Consider the following 21,405-nt stretch of genomic DNA (forward strand, 5'->3'; position numbering starts at 1 on the left):
AAGGAAGCCCCGTCAGTGTGGAGTGACGGGGCTTCTGTGCTATTCAGTCATTATCCTTAATTAGTACAGGATGTTTGACAGAATTCTGATGGCATCATCAATATTGCCGTCTGCTCTTCCTTGGGCATACAGGGAACTGATGTAGTAGGTGGCCATTTCATTACCCTTAAGGGCTGCTGACTTGATGTTGCCGAGTGCCTTGGTAGGGTTCTTAGGACCGCCGATACCATTCATCTGGAGTGCGGCGAAGTTGAAGGTTGCCTTATAGTCACCGGCAGAGTCGGCGAAGTTAAGGTTTCTGTAGGCTTCTTCCGCATTTACGTTGGTACCGATACCCATGAGATAGAAGATACCAAGGTTGTTGTATGCCTTGAAATACTTCTGGGAGGCAGACTTATGCATCCATTCAAATGCCTTCTGGTAATCACCTTCATAGAAGTAGTTCATGGCCAGACGGTACTGAGCTTTGGCATCCGTCGGATTTGGATTTGAAAGCTTCTTCACCTTTGAATCCGCATCATGAAGGATGTAACGGCCCGGGGTGTTACCGCAGATACGCTTTGCCTTGGTATACACGTCATTGTAGTTCACAACACCGAGAGAACGAACTTCAGCATAGTAGAAGAGGTTCATCAGTGCAGCGGCACTGAGAAGGGTGGTATTGTGAGTCTGCTTGCCGGTTTCACCCATGAGTACTGAGTGACCGCAGGTTTCAACTCTCTGAGCAAGAAGAATGTCTCTTGCAAGCTTGGCTTTAGGAGAGGTGACGGTCTTCAGTATTCTGGCTGCGTGAGCAGGGTTCTTTTCAATGCCGCGACCATACTGGTAGAAGGATGCAAGAATAACCTTGCTGCCGTCACTGAGCTTGTCGGCAGGTACCCTGTTAAGGAGAGCAAAGATTTCCTTATAGTCACGGGTCTTGTTATCGGCAAGCTTGGTTCTTACAAGTGACTCAATACACTTGCTTGAGCCGAGATTCATACCCTGAGTGTAGAGTTCCACTGCCTTAGGAATGTTTCTCTTGCCTGAAGCGTCAGTTGAGTAGAGGTCACCCGCATGACAGAAGGCGTCAGGAATGTTCTTGGCCATACCGATACGGTAGAATTCTTCAGCCTTGTCAATGTTTCTGTTAACACCGTTGCCTGAGGCGTAGAGAAGGCCCATTTCAACAGGATACATTTCCTGAATGTCCTTAGGTGCGTGCAGAATATGCTTGGAGATTTCCTTGGTATTGTTGGTCTTGATGTAGTACTTGAGAAGTGCGTCGTCAACTTCCTGATCACCCTTGTTGATGTAGTCATTCAGGTACTTGAGAGCTTCCTTGCTGGTTGACAGGTTGCCAATCAGGGCAAGACCGGCCTTGCGGTTAGCTTCCTTCACGTTATGACGAGCCGCGAATACATACAGATCCTTTATGGTCTGTTCTTCGGAAGTGATGTTAGGAGTATTCGGATCCTCGTACAGCTTGGCGAGTTCGTAGGCTGCGGAACCGTTCTTCTTTGATGCACTTGTAAGGAGACTTGCCGCCTTTCTCTGGTCAGTCTGGACTCCCTTACCGTTCAGGTACATGATACCGAGCTTGTACTGAGCATCGGTGTTGTTCTTTTCAGCAGCGAGACTGAGGAACTGTGCGGCCTTCTGGTAGTTCTGAGGAACCAGGGTACCGTCGAGATAGAGGTTACCTGCGGCATACATTGCATCCTGTAAACCGTCTTCGGCAACTTCAATGATGTAGTTCGCACCCTGCTGCTTCTGCTGCTTGGTGTATTTACCCTGCAGGTAAATGGAACCGAGCATGTATTTAGCTTCAGGATATCCGGCTTCTGCTGCTTTTGCGAGGAGGGCGTTACCGTTCTTAAGGTCACGTCTTACGCCTTTCTTACCGCTTATGTAGCGGGAAGCGAGTTCGTACTGGGCAATAGGGTTGCCGGCATCAGACTGAGCCTTGAGAGTCTTGAAGTCAGCCTTGGCAAGCTGTTCCTTGGTAAGCATCTCAATTTCTTCAGCTGACTGCTGAGCTTCTGCAGCAATCTTTTCAGCCTCAGCCTTTTCGGCGGCTGCAAGTTCAGCTTCCATCTTGGCTGCGGCTTCTGCCTTGGCGATAGCTTCCTGACGTGCTGCTTCGGCAGCTGCTTCGGCCTTGGCTGCTTCAGCCCTTGCAAGCTCTTCGGCCTTGGCTGCTTCTATGCGAGCTGCTTCGGCGGCTGCTTCAGCCTTGGCGGCTTCGATTCTTGCAAGTTCCTCAGCTCTTTCAGCTTCTTCTCTTGCTGCTGCCTCGGCTTCCTTGGCGGCAGCTTCGGCTGCGGCCTTTGCCGCTGCTTCGGCTTCAGCGTGAGCGAGTTCCTGAGCTCTTTCAGCTTCTTCAGCTTCACGACGGGCTTCTTCAGCCAGACGTGCAGCCTCATTGGCGGCCTCTTCCTGTTCCTTGATTTCTTCGGTATTGGTTGCCAGTTCGATGGTGTCTTCCTCGTTACTTGCAATTGCAATCAGGTCGTCGGCTTCACTGCTTTCAATGGTGAAGTCAACAGCGTCGATGCTGCTTGAAGGAGTTGCAGACACGAGCTGAAGGTTAGGGGTAACCTTGGAGAGGTTTTCCAGCTGTTTGTTGATGGATTCCTCACGGGTTGCCAGATATTCGTAAGGAGTGTTGAGAAGTGATTCGAAGTCGAGCAGAATCATGCTTTCCTCAACAGTCTTGAATGAGTTTACAATCTTAAGCTTTTCCTGTGCCTGGCGCTGCTTTGCCGCAAGGAGCGGGCTGGAGATGAATATCAGGTCGGCGTTGCGACGGATGTCCAGAGTGTTGAGCAGGGCATATGAAGGCAGACTCAGGTTAACAAGCTTGCCGGTTGCGTTTGCACTGCGGTAGAAGCCTCTTTCCGGATACTGCTTAAGCTTGCTTTCCACTGCTGCAAGCTCAGAACCGAGAAGTTCGAGCTTGACCGGAGTTCTTGATCTGCTGTTGATTGTTTCAAGAAGCTTGATGTCGTTGGAGTAGAGGGCAACGTCAGCTTCGGACATGCGCGGCATGCCGTTCTTCATGATGTTTCTGTAATCATTGAGCTTTGGTGCGGCCACGTAGAGCTTGTCTGAGGTGCAGCCCGGAACAGGATCCTGCAGGGTGATTTCAAACACATCGAGAGGGATCTTGTCGATTACGAGATTGTCGGTAGGCATTGCCTTTTCAATCACTGCGTTAACGCTGAAGCTTTCAGTGGTATTAATCTGACATTCGTAGAAGTTAACGGCGTGATTGGTGAACAGTACAGCCTTTCTTACGGCCTTATCGTAGTTTTCGGTGATAGTCTGATATTCACGTTCTCCAGCCTTCGGATCCTCGTCCGGACTAGGCTTGATGAGAGCCGGAATTGAAATCACGCTAGGAAGCACATGATTCAGATTTACCAGATCCTGAAGGGTTGAAGCATTGAGTTCCGTAAAGTCGTCATTGGTGTAGATCTGGTGGTTGTCGGTGATGCTTGCAGGCAGCTTCTTAATAAGAATGTTGATTTCGCGTGACACGAAGTTCTTCATTTCGTAAGGAGAGATTCTGCTGTAGTCATCAGCTCCGATAAGATAGCGGCAGACCTTCAGTGAATCTACAGGACCATAAAGAGAGCGAATATCTTCTATGGTGTAGTATGCGTTTCTGCTGAAAGCCCTGTAGGCCTTGATGGAACGCATCAGTTCCTGTTCTTCAATGGTGTTAGGCTTGTAGAAGGTAAATATGTTCTGGGCAACATCCAGGTAATATTTATAGGTTTCAGGAATGGATTGGGCATTCAGCTGTTCTGATATGGTCTTGATGCGGCCTCTGATATTGTCGAGCGCACCTTTTGAAAGGTATGGGCTGATGTCGATTTCCAGTATTTCGCTTTCGTTCTTCTTACTTAATTTGCTTAATTCGGCTTCAATGGCATTGATTTCCTGAAGATCGAAATCATCGATGTCAGGCTTCTGCTTTTTCTTGTGAAGCTGTTCTTCAAGTTCGGAAACCTTGATGGCCTTCAGTCTGGCGGTAAGACTTTCCACGTTGCTGAAGTCGTCTGATAAAACGGAGTTGTACAGGGCGGCTGCCACTGCAACAGGGTTGTTCTTCTGATCCTCCTGAACGTGCAGGTTGTCAACGTTTCCTTCTGACGTGTCTTCCCTGCCGTTGAGATAGGCCCATGTGCCCACGCCTATGACGCTGGCGGTAACTGCCACACCCAGTGCGATGGATGCCGGGGAGGTGTTTCCATGTTGTTTGACTGTATTCATTTTATTTTCGCTCTTAATGTCTAAGTAAGAATGTTGCCTTGAGCATGTAAAACCCTGTGATACAAGGTATGCATACTATTTTGATTTTAAGCCATTGCCGTGTATATAACAAAGAATACCGGATAATTGTGTCAATACATGTAATTTATTTCACAACTATTGTTTATTATCAGCGGTTTCCATGCCGTGCATGAACCTGTATTATCGGTTTTTTACACTAATCATTAAATTATCCGTGATAGGTGACATGCATTATGCTTGGCACGATACGGATATTAGTGATGTCGGCTATGACCGGCGTTTCGTTATTTATGTTTATATGCCTGGAAAGGGGTTTTCGGAGTCCTGTTCCGATAATTTTGTATCCTCGGGGTCAACAGAAAATCCATTTCCTGTTTTATGTGTTTTTACGGTGCTTCATGGTTTTGACGGATATTTTTGTTTGTATCGGGTTAATTACATTTAAAAATATTGTTAAAACCACAGCCCCATAAAAACTGACAGGGGATAGAAATCAGATTTCGTATCCCCTGTGTTCTCAGATAATCATCTTATCTGCAGTTCAGACTGAAGAATGTACCTGAAAGTGACGGTGCTTCGATTACTCCGGAAGACACGTTGCCTTTACCAACCAGCTTGGTAAGGGTGCATGAACCGAGACCGAGGGTGCCCCAAATGTCATTGCTGATTGCAATTTCTCTGGTGCTTTCACCGATGTTGAGTACATAGAGCACGCGATCGTTCTGATACTGCTTCAGGTCAATGTACACGCTTTCGTCACTGTAGATGTGGCGGCGGCTGCCGTTTGACAGTGACTTGTGTGTGTCACGCAGATTCAGATATTCGGCAATGTCCTTCTTGAGTGCGAGTTCCTGTGAGTTGAAACCTGAGGCTCTTGCCTGGGTTCTTGAAACGTGGTCGTCACACTGGTTTACTTCGTAGCACTTTGTTGCAGGCGGCTTTGCGAAGTTTGGCATGTCTTCACCGACTTCGTCACCGTAGAACATGATCATAGGACCTGACATTGCGGTCATGTAGCTGAATACCGCGCGATGTGCATTGTAGTATGAGTCGCCCTTTCTGCCGTCCTGTTCGTAGCCTGCTCTCTGGAGAAGGTCACCGAATCTTACGATGTCATGACCGGAAATGTAGTTGGTCATTGAGGCATGACTGTCAATGGTATTGAGCTTGAGTGTTTCTTCGTTGAGGAATGAAACAGGCTTTGCGCAGTCGCCGTTTGACAGTGATTCCTTGGTTGCGAATACGCGAATCATTGCGTTTCTTGATGGCAGGCTGATGGCGCTTTCAAGACTGTCGTTTACGAAGGCAACCTTCTGGTAGTCCTTGATGTTGTATGAAGCCATCTGAGCCATGAGGAATGCTGCAGGCTGAACGGTCTGGTTGCCGAGCTTGTAGGAATTTGCAGGCTTGGCTGATTCAGCTTCCATTGCCTTACGGATTTCCTTCCACTGTTCAGGCTTGATCTGAAAGGTCTGGTCAAGTCTGAAGCCGTCGATCTTTGCTTCCTTTACCCAGTAGGTTGCGATTTCCTTGAGGAAGTCCAGTGACTGGGCGGTGTTGAAACAGGTACCGTAGGTGAAAATCATGTTGTCAGGATTACCGCTGATGTCTCGGCACTGCTTGTCGGTAACGAGGCGGTGTCCTTTAGGGCTGATAGGGTTGACGTTGATCTTTGAGTGACCGAATGCGGCGTCGAAGATTACTCTTAAGCCGAGAGAGTGGGCCTTGTTAACGAGTTCCTTGAGTTCTTCCTTTGAGCCGAACTTAGGATCGACTTCAAAATAGTTGGAAGTGAAGTAACCGGTACCGTCAAGCTTGTAGAGTTCGGCGTCCTGATCCTGAGCAACTTCAGTCTTGAAAATAGGGGTGAGCAGTATGGCGTTCACACCGGTTGACTTGATGTATGGGAGGTTATCGATAATACCTTTTAAGTTACCGTCATGCTGGCTTGGTCCCCATGCGTAACCGTAACCCATGGCTCCGCCTTCACCGTGGATATAGCTTTCAACCATGATCTGGTACATTCTCATGTTACAGTTCTTTGATGGACCATTGAAACAGCCCAGACCGTCGTTTCTGTCTGAGCTGAGATTATTCGGAGTAATTATGATAGGGGTTGCCAGAACACTGCGTTTGCATACAACATCTTTCTGCCAGGCAAAGTTGCCTGCCGCATTTGCGGTGCCAAAATCAGTGAGTGCAGTACCAGCAAATGTGCTTATTGCCAAACTGGTAAGAGTCGCGAGTTTCTTTATATTCATTTATTTATTTCCTCTAGATAAATGTTTCCCTTAAAAATTTAAAGATATGGACTTGGATCAGATTCCTCAAACGCATAAACACACTGCCTCCTTGCAGGGCGTTTATATCGCATATCCTTTGTGCTCCTCTTCCGTTGTTGTAGTTTATAAATTTTATGGGGGAAGAATATGCCGTCACCGTGACAATTCAACAAGAACTCTCACTAATGACATTATACCATCAGGAAAACTGAAAACATAAATTTATTGTTGAAAAGTTTGATAAAATGGAGGTGAGTATTATAGCTTTGTTAATAATGTGTAAATTTTTGGGTTTTTTGGTAAAGATTTTCCTGCGGAAACGGGCGTTAAACCATATTTTTAAAGCATTTCAAAGGTTTTTAAACTATTGAAAATTTTATGAATTTTTAAGTTGCTGCGCCGGTGGTGATCCGGTTTTCCGATGCGGCGCCTAAAAAATAATGCGGATTTGTATCCTTATGAAATGAAGCTTCCTTTCGGCACGTATCTGAAAAGGTCTGGTTTTACCCGAAAAACCGTCAGAGTTCCTTTGTCACCGCATATCCAGTCTGATGATAAATATGAAAAAATACGATGTTACGGCTCTTGGCGAGCTTCTGATAGATTTTACCGACAACGGCATAAGTGCGCAGAAAAACATGACCTTCGAGGCAAATCCCGGAGGGGCTCCATGCAATGTCCTGTCCATGCTTTCGGGGCTTGGAAACAGAACCGCTTTCATCGGCAAGGTTGGTGATGATTTTTTCGGACATATGCTTAGGGAAAGAATTGAAAGCAGGAATATTGATACCTCCGGACTTTTTCTGAGTGTATCAGTTCCAACCACTCTTGCTTTTGTCAGGAAGCTTCCTGACGGTGACAGGGATTTTGCCTTTTTCCGTAATCCGGGTGCGGACATGATGCTTACCGCAGATGAGGTAATGAGTGTAAGGCATCTTATCGAATCCTCTCGCATTTTTCACTTCGGCACGCTGTCCATGACCTCGGAACCCGCTGTCACGGCAACAAAAACAGCAGTTGATGCCGCAACAGGCGTCAAAGCTCTCATATCATTTGATCCAAATTACCGGGCTCCGCTGTGGTCCTCTCCCGACACGGCCTTAAAGGCAATGGAGTACGGCTTCTCCGTATGTGACGTTCTGAAAATCTCAGACGATGAAATAGAGTTCTTCTGCGGTACGACCGATGTTGAGAAGGGGGCACGCATGCTGGCGGAGAAATATGACATCCCGCTGGTTCTTGCCACCATGGGAGCCGGCGGCAGCATGGCGCTGTACGGGGCTCTGACCGTTTTCTGCCCGGGATTCAGAAATCCTGATACCTGCGAGACCACGGGGGCAGGGGATACATTCTTTGCCTGCGTGCTGGACTTTCTGTTGAAGCATGACATCGGTTCCCTTACGGAGAATGACCTGTCGGAATGTCTTACCTTTGCCAATGCGGCCGCTTCGATAATTACGACAAGAAAAGGCGCTCTTGCCGTAATGCCTGAAAAGAGCGAGGTTCTGGATTTTCTGAAAAGACACGCCGGAGTGTGACTGACCTTCTCTGAAGGTCGCGGATTATGGTAAAAACACATTGCGGTTCTCATTACGAATATCGTAAATCATCATTAATTGTGTATAAAAAACAGTCATAATGTAGAATTTATGATCAGGAAAAGATGATTCCGGCAGTCAGTGTCTGAATCGTCTCCGAGTATTGTTGTGAATTCAGTATTTTGTTTTTTATCATGAGGACTATCCGGATATGAGAATGCTTAAAAAGATTGCAGGTATTATCTGTGTAAGTATCTGTTTTACCGCATGCTGCACACTTCCAGAGGATTCTGCATCGGCTGACGGTGCCGTAATTTCACATTGGACCGCAGGTTCCGAAGTGGCCGCCGATCTTGTAAAATACGTCAGGGATGTTTCCGATGAGAACTCACCTAATTTCGTGCCGAAAGAAGACCGCATTGCCGTGTTCGATCTTGACGGTACTTTGGTGGGAGAAACTTATCCTTCCTACTTTGACTGGGTTCTGTTTACCCACAGAGTTCTTCATGACCCGTCATACAAGGCGCCTGCCGACATGAAAAAATTTGCCCGTGAACTCGAAAATGGCTGGAAAACCGGCAAATTACCGAAGGATGCAGAAAAGCGTCATGCCGTATATTCAACCCTGTCCTACAAGGGCATGACTCCGGATGAACTTAAGGATTATGCCAGAGCATTCAAGAAAACCAGGGCTGAGGGTTTTGACAATCTCAACCGCGGCGACGCATTTTTCCTGCCTATGGTTTCAATGCTTAAGTATCTGCAGGACAACGGCTTTACCGTTTTTGTGGTCAGCGGAACGGAGCGTAACATCGTTCGCGTGATGATTGAGGATGTTCTTGACATCCCTTCCTACATGGTTCTGGGAACTGACGGCAACATGGTGGCCAGCGGTCAGAAGGGTAAGGACGGACTTGATTACGTCTATCAGCCTGAAGACAGACTTATTTATGGCGGAAAGCTCATTTCAAAGAACGTTAAGATGAACAAGGTGCCTCTTATCGCCCGTGAAATCGGTAAGGTTCCGCTGCTTGCTTTCGGTAACAGTTCGGGAGATCTTTCCATGGCCCAGTACACCGTGAACAATGCAAAGTATCCGGCACGCGCCTACATTCTCCTGGGTAATGATTCCTTAAGGGAGCACGGCAGTGTTGCAAAGACGGAGTCTCTGAAAAAATACTGTGACGACCATGGTTTCCGTACCATCTCCATGAAGGATGACTTTTCCACCGTGTACGGGGAAAACGTAACACTTTCCGAACCTCAGAAGTAGCGTAGTAACGTCTGTCGCCATATCCGGCCCGGCGGAATGTCTGGTGCTTTCGGTGTGGATTCAGAAATGCCGTGGATGGGGCTGTGGCAGTGATGTCCTGTGCCCCTTCCTTTTGTTTTCTTTCTCAGCAGTACTGCCGATCCTCGATTCAGTCATAAAAATTTGAATTTTATGAAAAAGATAGTAAACTAATCAGAGTTTAATTACCTGTCGGAGTGCCTTTTCGGCTGAGATCATTTATTGAAATCCGTATAACCTGCCCGGGATAATGCCCGCGAAGGGAACAGTCATACTCTCTGAGTATCCGTATTTCAGGATCAATATTGTCTTTAGGATTATTCCGGTTCGGGTGTTTTTTATAATTTTTGACCGGAACAGTCTTATGTCAATTTCAGCAAAATCAGTCAAAGAAACATTTTCAGCCAGAGAAAAAGCCTCACAGGAAAATCTGAAAAAACTGCAGGGACATGCCTATCCCCGTTCTTCACGCAGATATATCGCCGTGCCCGGCACGGACTACAGCGTACCTTCAAGAACGGTAAGTCTTACCAACGGAGAAAGTGTTGATCTCTACGATACCGCCGGTGTTTACGGTGATCCGTCAGCGGAGATTGACGTATCCCGCGGCGTGGCGACCGTTAGGGAAAAGTGGCTTAAAAACCGTACCGATCTTAAGGTGCTTGAGGAAGCATCTCCAAAGTGCGGAATATCCTCATCCAAGATTACCCGCGAGAGCACTGAATGCCTTACCCAGCTGGCCCTGGCCCGCAGGGGAATCATTACCGACGAGATGAGATATGTGGCTGCCCGTGAAAACATCGGGGCTCCTGCTGAATACTTCACTCCTGAAATGGTGCGTGAGGAGGTTGCTGCCGGCCGTGCGGTAATTCCTGCAAACATCAATCATCCGGAAGTTGAGCCGATGATTATCGGTCGCAAATTCAAGGTTAAAATCAATTCGAACATCGGTAACAGCGCCATTACCTCGTCAATTGCCGAAGAGGTTGAGAAGATGGTGTTCAGTACCATTTACGGTGCTGATACCGTAATGGATCTCAGTACCGGCAGGGATATTCATGAAACCAGGGAACAGATCATCAGAAATTCTCCGGTACCGATTGGCACGGTTCCTCTTTATCAGGCTCTTGAAAAGGTTAACGGCATCGCCGAGAACCTTACTTTTGAGGTGTTTAGGGAAACTCTGATCGAGCAGGCTCTTCAGGGCGTGGATTATTACACCATTCATGCGGGACTTCTCAGGGAATTCATCCCGATGGCAGCCAGAAGACTTACCGGTGTGGTTTCCCGCGGCGGTTCCATCATGGCCAAGTGGTGCATGTTCCACAAGAAGCAGAATTTCCTCTACGAGCATTTTGATGAAATATGCGACATCTGCGCAAAATACGATATTGCCATTTCCCTTGGAGACGGCCTGAGACCGGGATCCATTCATGATGCCAATGATGAGGCTCAGATCTCGGAACTTAAGGTGCTCGGTGAGCTTGCCGAAAGAGCATGGGCCAAGAATGTTCAGGTTCTTATAGAGGGCCCGGGGCATGTGCCTATGAACCGCATCAGGGAAAACATGGAGCTTGAACTTGACTACTGTCACGAGGCTCCTTTCTATACCCTGGGACCGGTGGTTACCGACGTGGCCCCAGGCTATGATCACTTTACTTCCGGCATCGGTGCGGCCATGATCGGCTGGTTCGGCACCTCCATGCTCTGCTACGTTACTCCGAAGGAGCATCTCGGTCTTCCGAAGAAGGATGACGTGCGTGAGGGGCTTATGGCTTACCGTATCGCGGCTCATGCTGCGGATCTTGCCAAGGGGCATCCGGGCAGTACCGCCTGGGACTACGCCATGAGCAAAGCACGCTTTGAATTCAGATGGGATGATCAGTTTGCCCTCAGCATCAATCCTGAACTGGCAAAGCGCTTCCATGACGAGGACCTGCCTCAGGACTGCCACAAGGTTTCTGAATTCTGCTCAATGTGCGGACCTAAGTTCTGTTCAATGCGCATCAGCAGGGAAATCAAGGAACTTGCGGATTAACAGGTAGTTTGTATTGAATGATAACGGTGAAAATATGACTGATACCGTACTGACAATTGCCGCCACCGACAGCTCTAACGGGGCGGGTACCACGGCCGATCTGGCCACCATGAGCTGCTTCGGCGTATACGGGGTTGCGGCGGTGACCGCCGTAACCGCTCAGAACCTCAGCAGGGTTCTGGCGGTAAAGCCCGTGAAGAACAAAATTTTTACGAAGGAGCTGGAGGCACTGACCTCAGGATCAATGCCTGATATCAAGGTTATCAAACTCGGACTCATTCCGAACGAGAAGCTTCTGCGTACAACCGTGACTTTTCTCAGGGAGAGAAAAAAGCTTAATCCGGATCTTGTGGTTGTCTGGGATCCTGTTGCCGTGGCCGGCACCGGTGGGGAACTTTCCGAGGTTAATTATTCCCTGTGGCTTCACATTCTGCTGCCGCTTGTTGACGTGTTTACTCCGAATCTGGATGAGGCCATGGCTCTCTGCGAGGGTTTCAAACCTGATTTCTCAAGTCTTGCCAACTGCATTGACGGACTTACCGGTCTTGCAAAATACTTTAAGAAGATGGGGGCAGGGACTGTTTATCTGAAGGGCGGGCATCTCTCTGATCTGGTGAAGAGTGTCGTAAAATCCGGCAAAGCGCATCACGGCAGGGAGGATTCCGGTGATTTATCCGAATACCGCAGGCTTACGGAATACGTGTATGACGTTACGGTAACGGGAGAAAATGACGATACCTGCTATTTCTGCTGCCGCAAAACCGCCTCCGTTTCTGACGGTGTCGGGGTTCACGGAACAGGATGCATCATGGCCAGTGCCATAGCTTCCATGATGGCTAAGGGACATACGGCGGTTGACGCCATTGCCTTTGCCAAGGCCTACATGACAAGGGGAATTGAAAATTCGGTTGACGTGGGGGCCGGAAGCCGTCTTTTTAAGCACGGATTCATAAACAATGCCGACATGCTCAGGTATTTCCCGGTTATGGCCAGAACAGTTGACGAGCTCGAGCTTGTCTGCAGTCCGGAAAAGAATGCGGGCTTTGCTTCCTGTTCTCACAGTCTGGGGCTCTATCCTGTCGTGGACAGCTCCGAATGGATCAAAACTCTCTGCGAGAACGGTGTCAGAACAATGCAGCTGCGCATAAAGAATCCTGAGAGTCCGGAAAAGCTGGAGCAGGAAATTATTAAGAGCGTTGAACTCAGTCGCAGATACGGAGTAAGACTCTTTATCGATGACTATTACGAGCTTGCCGTAAAGCACGGTGCCTATGGCGTCCACCTCGGACAGGAGGATCTCATAGACGCCAAACTCAATCCGATTAGGGAGGCCGGGTTAAGACTCGGCGTGTCAACACACGGATATGCGGAAATCGCCAGAGCCTGTCTGCTCAAACCGAGCTATATAGCACTCGGCCATATCTATCCGACCGGCTCCAAGGTTATGGCTTCCAGGCCTCAGGGCCCGGAGAGGCTTGCGGACTATGTGAAGCTTGTTGACGGTGTGTATCCGACGGTTGCGATAGGCGGAATAAAGCTTCACAATCTTAAGGATGTACAGGCATCAGGTGTCGGTTCAGTTGCCGTGATTACCGCAATCACAAAGGCTGAGAAGCCTGTTCAGGCAATAAAGGAATGGCTTGATGCCGTGGGCGCAGGAACCGCTGATCCGGAGCTTCCCGAATCTCCGGAGGGAAAAAAGGCTTCTGCAGTCGGAAAGGCTTCATCTGCCAAAAATAAGGCTGAAAACGGCAAAAAGGTAAGGACCGCCGCGAAAACCTCTCCTGTCCGTAAATCACGTAACACTTCATCCGAAAAGGGACGTGCGGTATCTCAGGCGGAAGAAGCAAAAAAGGAAAATAGCTGAAAGTAGGTGACACTCATGAAAATTTTTGTAAATGATGAAGAGCTGGAAACACAAGCTTCCACTCTCGAAGAACTTCTCTCCGGACTTTCGGGGCTTCCTGACTATTATTCCGTAGCCGTAAATGATTCCATCGTGCCGCGCGGAACCTACGGGTCATATATCCTTAAGGAAAATGATTACGTTACCGTCTTCGCCTTCATGCAGGGCGGTTAGGAAACGGTTCGGCAGAATGCAGCTGAACGTTTGATTTCGTCACTGCATTTTTTGCGGGCACTGGTGTCAGAGTTGCCAGAAAAACATACGTATTTGGAGTCCCCGGACTGCCGTTCGGGGCTCTGGGATTCCGGAAAACAGACTGGATAATAAAAATGAATGATGAATTAGTAATCGGAGGAAAGGTTTTTTCCTCAAGACTCTTTACTGGAACCGGCAAGTTCGCCTCAGCGGATCTGTTAAGCAGAGCCGTTATTGCTTCAGGTTCCGAGCTTGTGACCATGGCTGTTAAAAGATGTGACTTTAAAAACGGGACGGATGCCATTCTTCCTGCCCTGAAAAAGATTCCGGGAGTTAATCTTCTGCCAAACACCTCCGGGGCCCGTAATGCAAAGGAGGCCGTCTTTGCCGCCAATCTTGCAAGAGATGCCCTGGGTACCGATTTTATCAAGGTTGAGGTTCATCCGGATCAGCGCTATCTGCTGCCGGATCCCGTGGAAACCCTCGAGGCTACCAGAATTCTGGTTAAGCAGGGCTTTACGGTTCTTCCTTACTGCAGTGCAGATCCCGTGCTCTGTCTTAAGCTTGCGGATGCCGGAGCTGCCGCGGTGATGCCTTTGGGGGCTTTAATCGGCAGCAATCAGGGGCTTACCACCATGTCCATGCTTAAGGTTATCATAGCCCAGAAGACGGTTCCCGTTGTTGTTGATGCCGGTATCGGCCGTCCTTCGGATGCTGCTCTGGCCATGGAAATCGGTGCTGATGCCGTGCTGGTAAACACTGCCATCAGCGTGGCACGTGATCCGGTAGTCATGGCTGAGGCCTTTGCCATGGCTGTGAAGGCAGGCAGGGCGGCCCGTCTTGCAGGTCTCGGTCCGGTTTCCGAGACGGCTCATGCAACCAGTCCGTTAGAGGCGTTTCTCAAGGATTGTGATTAAGGGAGTCGGTCATGAGTTTCTTTGATGAAATCGGCAGATATAAATTAAGTGATCTCTCAGCCGAAGTCCTTGCCAAAACTGAAAGGGAAGTTGATGTCGCACTTGCCAAGAGCCGGAATGACGAACAGCTTGATCTGGGGGATTTCATGGCTCTTATTTCCCCAAAGGCCGCACCGTACATTTCAGAAATGGCAGAACTTGCCAGAAAGTACACACGCCGCCGTTTCGGTAATACGGTGAACATGTATGTGCCGCTTTATCTGACAAATTCCTGTTCCAATCAGTGCCGCTACTGCGGTTTTGCCATCAACAACAAATTTAAGCGCCGAATTCTCAATGCCGAGGAAACCAGACTGGAGTGCGAGGCTATCAGAAAGATGGGATATGAGAACATTCTGATCGTTTCCGGTGAGAACGCCCAGAGGTGCGGCATCGACTATTTTAGGGAAATGGTGCCTGTTGTCGGTGAGTATGCCTCATACATGATGATGGAGGTACAGCCTCTTGATACTCATGAGTATGCCGAACTTAAACAGTTGGGCGTGGATGCGGTGATGGTCTATCAGGAAACATATGATCCGGAATGCTATGACAGAAATCATCTGCGCGGAAAAAAGAAGGACATGCGCTACCGCATGGAAACTCCTGAGCGTCTGGGTGACGCCGGAATGGACAAGGTAGGCATAGGAGCTCTACTGGGACTCTATGACTGGCGTGCGGATACTGTGGCGCTGGCCATGCATCTCATGTACATGAGAAAGCACTACTGGCAGACCAGGATGAGTCTGTCCTTTCCTAGACTGAGACCGGCGGCAGGAGGATTTGAACCGGAATATCCGATAGGTGACAGGGATCTGATACAGACAATCTGTGCCTGGAGGCTGTTCGACAACATGCTGGAAATATCCATTTCCACCCGTGAGAATCCTCGATTCAGGGACGTAATAACTCCGATTGCCATTACCTCAATAAGTGCCGCGTCCAGCACTCAGCCGGGGGGTTATGCCGTCGACAGGCATGATCTGCCTCAGTTCATCATAAGTGATGACCGTTCCGTCAGTGAAGTTACCGACGCTCTCAGAATGAGCGGACTAGAGCCGGTATTCAGGGATACGCGAAGCTCGGTCATTACCGGTATCTGATGGCGGCGTAAGTTTTTTGACTTTTGGTGAAGGAATAATAAAACAGGCTTATGACCTTGAGTCATAAGCCTGTTTTTATGTAAAGCCGTGATTGATCTGCGTTTTGAGACCGATAAAACCTTTATCCTGCGGTTTTCCTGTTCATGAATCAGATCCACAGTGACAGAGTATTACAGTTGATTTGTCCGTAAGCTTTGCATCAGTCTCCGGAAAAGCTGTGTTTATTCCTTCTCTCCTTTTTCGTTATCATCGGAATTTAAAGGCTTTTCATTCTCTTCGTACAGATTTTCTGAACTGTATCCGTAATAGGTCGCATCCATATCATCATAGATTTCATTCCTGTTTGAGGCTGAAGCGTATTTTTCAGCATAGGCGGAGCTTTTCATGCGGCGTATTGAATCATCTAAGGCTGATTTATAGTCCTTTCCGAGAAGCTTTATTCTGACGGCTGATGCTTTTACCGAAACGTAGAGTGCCATCAGTGACAGGGCGCATGCCATAAGTTCCAGAAAGAAGAATTTGTTGAAAAACAGACGTCCCTCAAAACCGGGGGCAAATGGACCGTAAAACATCCGGTCAAAATTTGATTTAATGACGATAAGCATAAAAATGAGCACGGCAAGGCTGACTGCCGCTGTCAGAGCACAGTTGGTAAGACTTCTCATAATCCTGCTTCGTGTTCTGTCATAGATGGTTCTGCGCCGCTCCTTGCTTATGCCGCCAAGCTCAATTACGTCTTTGTCATATACCGAAGAATGACACTGCGGACATTCTGAAATCGAAGCACCGATGCCAGGAAGTGAAGTTGATGTTTTCATGACATAACCGCAGTAATCGCAGCAGCCGTTTTTCATGAGAAAAACCTCATCCTTTGGAGTTGTAGCCTCAAGGATTGCATTACGCGGACGGATAATTCTGCTGTATTTTTTAGGAAGTTTTATCTGTACCATATCCATGGCCTTCAGGTATTCCGGATTCTGCAGTCTTTCTGCGGAAAGACCCACTTCCTTTTCTCTTTTTTTGGCTGTTAACCGAATGTATGCAAATAAGCAGACTGCATATGTGACCAATCCAAGGAAAAAGCACAGCGTGACGGTGGATGTGGTTCTGCACATGCCATCGGATTTTAGAGCGTCAAACAGGCATTTCTGACTGTTTGCGTAGTAGATACACATGAAGAAGCATAGGGTCAGAATTATTCCGATGGCGATAAGCGGACCTTTTTTGTCCGGTTCCTGCGGATGCCCCGTCATGGCAACCTCTCTGTAGCGGGGATCTCTGTATACCTGACCGCATCCCCGGCAGACCCGAAGCGCGGCTCCGGGATCCTGGGTGAAATCTCCGATACCGAAATAATCAGACGTGCAGCCATTAGGAATGTAACTTGATCCGACAGCAGGTCCCGGAGCGGATTTGCCGCAGTTGGGACACGTTACCATGTATTTGCTTCTATCTTTACGTTTACGTTTAAATCTACACTTAGCGGCCGTACGGAGTGCTTCATCCGTATAATCGCAACACCTGTTTGAGCTCATTGTTCTATCCTTAAGTATCGTAAGTTTTTCCGCCATGTCCCTGCTGATGCGGTACATAATACGCAGTTAGGTATGAAAAGGACGTACGTGTTGTGTATTGTATGCAAACAGGATGCGTAAAAACATGACAATGTCGGACTTTTGACGTCAGCTGCGGTATTTTCTAAAAGATGTTACGACCACTCCGGTTATTTCACATTCGAGCTCCGGCGTGATGATAATGGGGCTGAAATGCGGATTGGCCGGAATCAGCTGCGGTACCGGATGATTTCTGAAAAATTTGGCGGTGAATTCTCCGTGAATGGAGGCAATGACCAGATCTCCGTTTCTCGGAGGAAGTGAACGATCAACTATAAGGTAGTCTCCTGGCTGAATTCCGGCGTCGATAAGTGATTCTCCCTCAACCTGAAAGATATAGCTTGAAGAGGGGTGTCTGATACAGAATTCGTTCAGATCCAGTGAACTTTCCACATAGCCGCCGTTTGGCAGCGGAAATCCGGCCGCAACCTTTTCGGCTGAGAGCGGAAGTTCAACTCTTTCAGGCTCCGAGCCGGCCGAAGCTGCCGGAGCAGCAACCTGTTTAAGCTCCGGGGAGACAAAACTTTCTGAATCTCTGTCCGTCATGACCTGCCTCCGTTACCTGTTTTCTGCTGAGGTACTTAATGCTTCCTGTTCCTTTCTGAGCTTTGCCCTGATAAGGTCAATGTCCGGAACAAGGAATGCCAGAACAGCTGCCACCACGGCCACGCCGGTGATGGCATACATGGTGTACTGGGTGCCGTAATGGTCGGCAATATACCCGAGTATTGGTGAGGTAAGACCTCCGAAGCTGATGCCGAGTCCGATGGTTATTCCTGAGGCGAACCCCACGTGACGGCAGAGGAACTTCTGACCGAGCACCATGGATACGCTTAACGTACCGTAAATGCAGAAGGCTACCGGAATAAGCAGCAGGGAGGCAACAAGGCCGGAAGATGCCCTGGTAAACAATACAAGGAACGGTACTGCGGCTGCCGCACTGTAAAACAGCACCTTCTTGAAGCCTATGCGGTCAGCCAGAAAACCACCGGTAAGACTTGCAAGGGCGGAGCATACCGCAATGAGACTCAGATTGAGGTTCGCTGACTGGGAATTCATGTGGAACATGTCCATGAAGTAGGTCGGAATAAAGGTTGTCAGCCCGAAAAGCACCATTGACCTGAAAAAGATCATTACCGTCAGTATGGCAAAACCCTTATAGTCCTCTTTTTCAACGGAGGCGTTGAGAATCTGTCTTTTTTCCTCTTTTCTGGTGTATTCCACGTATTTGGAGTTTCTGTAAAGAAGCCATGAAGACATGATAAAGGAGGGAATTGCAATAACCATGATCCCCGGAAGCCCCCACAGCAGTGTGGCACCGGATATGAGACACGGTCCTGCGGTAAAGCCCAGATTTCCGCCTACGGAAAAGATGCTCATGCCGCGTCCCTTATGCGTGGTGGACACGCTGTTGGCTATCTTGCCTGCCTGCGGGTGGAATATTGCCACACCGATGCCGGAGGTGGTGAGCAGAATGAACAGAAGTGAGAAATCGGTAATAAGGCCGATGAACATCAGACCGAGAGCCGCAACGATGATCCCGAGGCTCATGAGGTAGGGACGCGGCTTTCTGTCGCTTAGGTAGCCTACCAACGGCTGAATGAGTGATGATACCAGTGTTGATGCAAGAACAAGATATGACATTTCCTGCTTGTTGTGCAGAACTCCCTGTTCAAGCATTACCGTAAGTGCGGCACTTACCGAACCCTGACACAGGTCGGCAGAGAAATGAGCCAGCAGAAGGATTAGATTTTCTTTATATTCTTTAATGAATTTAGGCATGATGAGTCACTGTGATGCTATCCGGTGGCAGACTGTCCGTCATCTGTCGGCTGCAGTGTTTCCCGGACCGGGGCGAGGTTATTTGCTATGGCGGAATTATATCATTTATGTTCGTTTATTGGGATTTATTTGATAGGGATCACGTATTGTCGGACGGATTTTACCATGTCGGAGAATGATCTTCTCATTTATAAACTTAAGAAAATGATATGAATGCCAAACTTGGAAAAATCAAAGCGGATGAAAACAGAAAGAGATGATAGAATCACATTACGGTCGGCGCGTCGCCGTCCGGTCTGCGAAAACAGCAATGATAACGGAGAAAAGGTCTGATGAAGAACAGTCACAGCATTCACGTGAAAAAATTGATTGCCCCGATTGTAATAACCGTAATTACCGTACTATATTTCATGGTTTATTTCGGTGTTATTATTTTTGAGGTGCGGGAAATTCCGTGGGTTATTCTTCTCGGAGTTGTTCCGCTTGGATTTGCCGCAGCCATGATATACGTCTGCATGCAGAGAATTCGTGAGATTGAGAGTGGAGAAGAGGATGATCTTAGTAAATACTGATTACATTACCGGAAAGGAACTTGAGATGCTGGGCATCGTCAAGGGCAGTACCATTCAGGCTAAGCATGTCGGACATGACATTCTGCAGGGACTTAAGAATCTTGTCGGCGGCGAACTTTCGGCTTATACCGAAATGATGAACGATGCCAGGGCTCTTGCAACAAAGCGTATGGTTGCAGAGGCTCAGGCCATGCATGCGGATGCGGTTGTTAACGTGCGTTATACCACCTCCGCAGTGACACAGGGAGCCGCCGAAATCGTGGCTTACGGAACCGCCGTTAAGTTCAGAAACTGATCTCATCGGAGTTTCTAGGGCGCAGAATTCACAGTTTTTCGAACCCGTGAATTAAATAAAATAAAAAATATAAGCAATAATAAATAAATTATTGTTCAGCTGATATGGCCTCATGTATAATGAATATATGCATGAGGCCGTATTTTTTGCAGTTACGCTTCAGCATTCCTTGTCAGGTCTGATTCAGTCCGTTGGCAGAAAACAATTGGAAAGCAGTAAATCATGAAAAGAACGATAGAAGTTGAATATATTTTGAAAGACGAAGAAGGTAAGGAAGTGGCCAGATTTCAGGACATAGAGGAAGCTCGCAAATATGATCGCATGCTTGATGCGGCTGACGGTATTTTTGACCTTTTCAGCAGTATCAAAGAGCTCGACGGTGTAAAGGAAAACATCAAGGATGAGATCTCCTTCCAGATTGCCCGTCACAGTGAGGAGATTATGGAAATTCTCGGCAGGATCAGTTCGCGTAAAAAGACTGCGAAAAAGAAAACTGCCGGAGAATCTGAAGGTCAGCCTGAGGCGGCAGATGCCTCCGAATGATGTCCGGTTCCGAGTGTGAATCGCAGGTTTTTGTTGTAGTGACGTAATGTGACGGGGAGTGTCCGGTAAGCGGCTCTCCGTTATTTTTTATTTCTCGCTTCGTCTGCACTAATTATTATCCAGAGACACCAGGCCCCCAGGGCACTGGTGAGAGCGGTGAACAGACTGAAGTCCAGATGCTTGTACAGGCTGTAAATCCATGAGCCGAACGAAAAAGCAATCAGAAACAGAATGAACATTTTCAGTTCATTCAGAAACACCATGGCAAGAAGCATCTTCTTTACCAGTTCGATTCTCGGCATGGAAAAGTTTTTGGTCAGTCGTCCGAGCTGTGTTTTAACGTAGCCGTAATTCCATCTGTATATCGGAAGGAATTTTTCTCCGTCGTGTTCGTCAAGGAGATCTGCGGCATTCCGCTATTTTGGATCTATAAAAACCTATAAAATAAATTTTTTACCAAATTAAGCCTTCATCGCCAGATTTTCCAGCTGATTCTTATTTAAGTCAGCCAGTATTGATCTCAGCTCCGGACTCCTAACGGCGTTAGCTACACCGCTTTTTTTAATCAAATTTAACAGATTTATTGAAGCCTGTTCATCTCTGTCAATTTCATTTCCGCAGCTGTCACATCTGTAAATTCGGTCTGAAAGTTTTAATTCTTTCTTTACCGCCCCGCATTTACAGCACGTCTTTGAGCTCGGATAAAATCTGTCTGCCTCAATACGAAGCTTACATCTGCCAGAGAACGTGCAAGTCTGTGATTGGACATCATTCCTGTCACACTCAAATTCTCCAAAGCAACATACCTGTAGTTTCTCGCAATAACTGATGCCGCTTTGTTAATAAAGTCTTTCCTTAAATGACTTATCTTTGTATGAAGTTTTTTTATCTTCCTTAAAAGTCTCATGTAGCTTTTTGAAAACTTCGTCTGATCATCCTTGGTTTTCGGATGCTGCTTTCTTGATAGTTTTCTCTGTAAAGCCTTTATTTTATTTATATTCTTTTTTAAC

Annotated in this window: 18 protein-coding genes and 1 riboswitch; of the genes, 10 read left to right on the forward strand and 8 right to left on the reverse strand. The window is 47.8% G+C overall.

Annotation, left to right across the window (positions count from 1 at the left end):
• Positions 1-60 precede the first annotated feature (60 nt).
• Positions 61-4,260 (reverse strand): tetratricopeptide repeat protein, encoded by a 4,200-nt coding sequence (locus QZU58_RS04380; protein ID WP_294495299.1) that lies wholly within the window; start codon positions 4,258-4,260, stop codon positions 61-63.
• A gap of 551 nt (positions 4,261-4,811) precedes the next feature.
• Entirely contained in the window at positions 4,812-6,542 is a 1,731-nt protein-coding gene (locus QZU58_RS04385; protein ID WP_294495301.1) for an alpha-amylase family glycosyl hydrolase, read from the reverse strand.
• 581 nt (positions 6,543-7,123) lie between these two features.
• Between QZU58_RS04385 and QZU58_RS04390 the strand changes: the two genes are divergently transcribed.
• The 7 genes from QZU58_RS04390 to thiH all read left to right on the forward strand — a co-directional run bounded on the left by QZU58_RS04390 (position 7,124) and on the right by thiH (position 15,590).
• Positions 7,124-8,101: a carbohydrate kinase gene (locus QZU58_RS04390; protein WP_294495304.1), complete on the forward strand. Its 978-nt coding sequence runs from the start codon at positions 7,124-7,126 to the stop codon at positions 8,099-8,101.
• 217 nt (positions 8,102-8,318) lie between these two features.
• Positions 8,319-9,374 (forward strand): HAD family hydrolase, encoded by a 1,056-nt coding sequence (locus QZU58_RS04395; protein ID WP_294495308.1) that lies wholly within the window; start codon positions 8,319-8,321, stop codon positions 9,372-9,374.
• Between the two features lie 201 nt (positions 9,375-9,575).
• A riboswitch (TPP riboswitch) is annotated at positions 9,576-9,674 on the forward strand.
• Positions 9,675-9,756: 82 nt separating this feature from the next.
• Positions 9,757-11,430, forward strand: coding sequence for a phosphomethylpyrimidine synthase ThiC (gene thiC / locus QZU58_RS04400; RefSeq protein WP_294495310.1), 1,674 nt, complete (start codon positions 9,757-9,759; stop codon positions 11,428-11,430).
• A 34-nt stretch (positions 11,431-11,464) separates the two neighbouring features.
• Positions 11,465-13,297, forward strand: coding sequence for a thiamine phosphate synthase (gene thiE / locus QZU58_RS04405; RefSeq protein ID WP_294495312.1), 1,833 nt, complete (start codon positions 11,465-11,467; stop codon positions 13,295-13,297).
• A gap of 15 nt (positions 13,298-13,312) precedes the next feature.
• Positions 13,313-13,510 (forward strand): sulfur carrier protein ThiS, encoded by a 198-nt coding sequence (gene thiS / locus QZU58_RS04410; protein ID WP_294462141.1) that lies wholly within the window; start codon positions 13,313-13,315, stop codon positions 13,508-13,510.
• Positions 13,511-13,665: 155 nt separating this feature from the next.
• Positions 13,666-14,448, forward strand: a complete 783-nt coding sequence (locus tag QZU58_RS04415) for a thiazole synthase (RefSeq protein ID WP_294495315.1) — start codon at positions 13,666-13,668, stop codon at positions 14,446-14,448.
• 11 nt (positions 14,449-14,459) lie between these two features.
• Positions 14,460-15,590: a 2-iminoacetate synthase ThiH gene (gene thiH, locus QZU58_RS04420; RefSeq protein WP_294462145.1), complete on the forward strand. Its 1,131-nt coding sequence runs from the start codon at positions 14,460-14,462 to the stop codon at positions 15,588-15,590.
• Positions 15,591-15,811: 221 nt separating this feature from the next.
• Here the strand turns inward: thiH and QZU58_RS04425 are convergent, their stop codons facing one another.
• From QZU58_RS04425 to QZU58_RS04435, 3 genes are all read right to left on the reverse strand, one after another.
• Positions 15,812-17,125 (reverse strand): hypothetical protein, encoded by a 1,314-nt coding sequence (locus QZU58_RS04425; RefSeq protein WP_294495318.1) that lies wholly within the window; start codon positions 17,123-17,125, stop codon positions 15,812-15,814.
• A gap of 147 nt (positions 17,126-17,272) precedes the next feature.
• Positions 17,273-17,749 (reverse strand): translesion error-prone DNA polymerase V autoproteolytic subunit, encoded by a 477-nt coding sequence (umuD, locus tag QZU58_RS04430; RefSeq protein ID WP_294495321.1) that lies wholly within the window; start codon positions 17,747-17,749, stop codon positions 17,273-17,275.
• 12 nt (positions 17,750-17,761) lie between these two features.
• Entirely contained in the window at positions 17,762-18,985 is a 1,224-nt protein-coding gene (locus tag QZU58_RS04435) for an MFS transporter (protein ID WP_294495324.1), read from the reverse strand.
• A gap of 332 nt (positions 18,986-19,317) precedes the next feature.
• On the opposite strand from QZU58_RS04435, the gene QZU58_RS04440 reads away from it, so the two are divergent.
• The 3 genes from QZU58_RS04440 to QZU58_RS04450 all read left to right on the forward strand — a co-directional run bounded on the left by QZU58_RS04440 (position 19,318) and on the right by QZU58_RS04450 (position 20,395).
• On the forward strand, positions 19,318-19,557 hold the full coding sequence (locus tag QZU58_RS04440) for a hypothetical protein (protein ID WP_294495327.1): 240 nt from the start codon (positions 19,318-19,320) through the stop codon (positions 19,555-19,557).
• Positions 19,538-19,852, forward strand: a complete 315-nt coding sequence (locus tag QZU58_RS04445) for a YbjQ family protein (protein ID WP_294495329.1) — start codon at positions 19,538-19,540, stop codon at positions 19,850-19,852. Before QZU58_RS04440 ends, QZU58_RS04445 begins: the two co-directional genes overlap by 20 nt.
• Positions 19,853-20,074: 222 nt before the next feature.
• Positions 20,075-20,395 carry a YebG family protein gene (locus tag QZU58_RS04450; RefSeq protein WP_294463552.1) on the forward strand — a complete coding sequence of 107 codons (321 nt, stop codon included), beginning with the start codon at positions 20,075-20,077 and terminating at the stop codon, positions 20,393-20,395.
• 80 nt (positions 20,396-20,475) lie between these two features.
• Here QZU58_RS04450 and QZU58_RS04455 read toward each other — a convergent pair whose 3' ends face one another.
• From QZU58_RS04455 to QZU58_RS04460, 3 genes are all read right to left on the reverse strand, one after another.
• Entirely contained in the window at positions 20,476-20,697 is a 222-nt protein-coding gene (locus QZU58_RS04455) for a hypothetical protein (protein ID WP_294495332.1), read from the reverse strand.
• 159 nt (positions 20,698-20,856) lie between these two features.
• Complete coding sequence (locus tag QZU58_RS10195) at positions 20,857-21,117, reverse strand: zinc ribbon domain-containing protein (protein WP_363174815.1); 261 nt, start codon at positions 21,115-21,117, stop codon at positions 20,857-20,859.
• On the reverse strand, positions 21,060-21,405 hold a 346-nt coding region (locus QZU58_RS04460), incomplete at its 5' end, for a transposase (RefSeq protein WP_294495335.1). The genes QZU58_RS04460 and QZU58_RS10195, both read right to left, overlap by 58 nt.

The sequence above is a fragment of the uncultured Ruminobacter sp. genome (assembly GCA_902764345.1).
GTDB lineage: Bacteria > Pseudomonadota > Gammaproteobacteria > Enterobacterales > Succinivibrionaceae > Ruminobacter.

What these genes read in the sequence shown, in the direction of transcription:
- umuD (WP_294495321.1), bottom strand. Translation starts at nt 17,749, where the DNA reads ATGACGGACAGAGATTCAGAAAGTTTTGTCTCCCCGGAGCTTAAACAG.
- thiC (WP_294495310.1), top strand. Translation starts at nt 9,757, where the DNA reads ATGTCAATTTCAGCAAAATCAGTCAAAGAAACATTTTCAGCCAGAGAA.
- thiH (WP_294462145.1), top strand. Translation starts at nt 14,460, where the DNA reads ATGAGTTTCTTTGATGAAATCGGCAGATATAAATTAAGTGATCTCTCA.
- QZU58_RS04440 (WP_294495327.1), top strand. Translation starts at nt 19,318, where the DNA reads ATGAAGAACAGTCACAGCATTCACGTGAAAAAATTGATTGCCCCGATT.
- QZU58_RS04455 (WP_294495332.1), bottom strand. Translation starts at nt 20,697, where the DNA reads ATGCCGAGAATCGAACTGGTAAAGAAGATGCTTCTTGCCATGGTGTTT.
- QZU58_RS04425 (WP_294495318.1), bottom strand. Translation starts at nt 17,125, where the DNA reads ATGAGCTCAAACAGGTGTTGCGATTATACGGATGAAGCACTCCGTACG.
- QZU58_RS04450 (WP_294463552.1), top strand. Translation starts at nt 20,075, where the DNA reads ATGAAAAGAACGATAGAAGTTGAATATATTTTGAAAGACGAAGAAGGT.
- QZU58_RS04415 (WP_294495315.1), top strand. Translation starts at nt 13,666, where the DNA reads ATGAATGATGAATTAGTAATCGGAGGAAAGGTTTTTTCCTCAAGACTC.
- QZU58_RS04395 (WP_294495308.1), top strand. Translation starts at nt 8,319, where the DNA reads ATGCTTAAAAAGATTGCAGGTATTATCTGTGTAAGTATCTGTTTTACC.
- QZU58_RS04435 (WP_294495324.1), bottom strand. Translation starts at nt 18,985, where the DNA reads ATGCCTAAATTCATTAAAGAATATAAAGAAAATCTAATCCTTCTGCTG.
- QZU58_RS04445 (WP_294495329.1), top strand. Translation starts at nt 19,538, where the DNA reads ATGATCTTAGTAAATACTGATTACATTACCGGAAAGGAACTTGAGATG.
- QZU58_RS04390 (WP_294495304.1), top strand. Translation starts at nt 7,124, where the DNA reads ATGAAAAAATACGATGTTACGGCTCTTGGCGAGCTTCTGATAGATTTT.
- thiS (WP_294462141.1), top strand. Translation starts at nt 13,313, where the DNA reads ATGAAAATTTTTGTAAATGATGAAGAGCTGGAAACACAAGCTTCCACT.
- QZU58_RS04380 (WP_294495299.1), bottom strand. Translation starts at nt 4,260, where the DNA reads ATGAATACAGTCAAACAACATGGAAACACCTCCCCGGCATCCATCGCA.
- thiE (WP_294495312.1), top strand. Translation starts at nt 11,465, where the DNA reads ATGACTGATACCGTACTGACAATTGCCGCCACCGACAGCTCTAACGGG.
- QZU58_RS04385 (WP_294495301.1), bottom strand. Translation starts at nt 6,542, where the DNA reads ATGAATATAAAGAAACTCGCGACTCTTACCAGTTTGGCAATAAGCACA.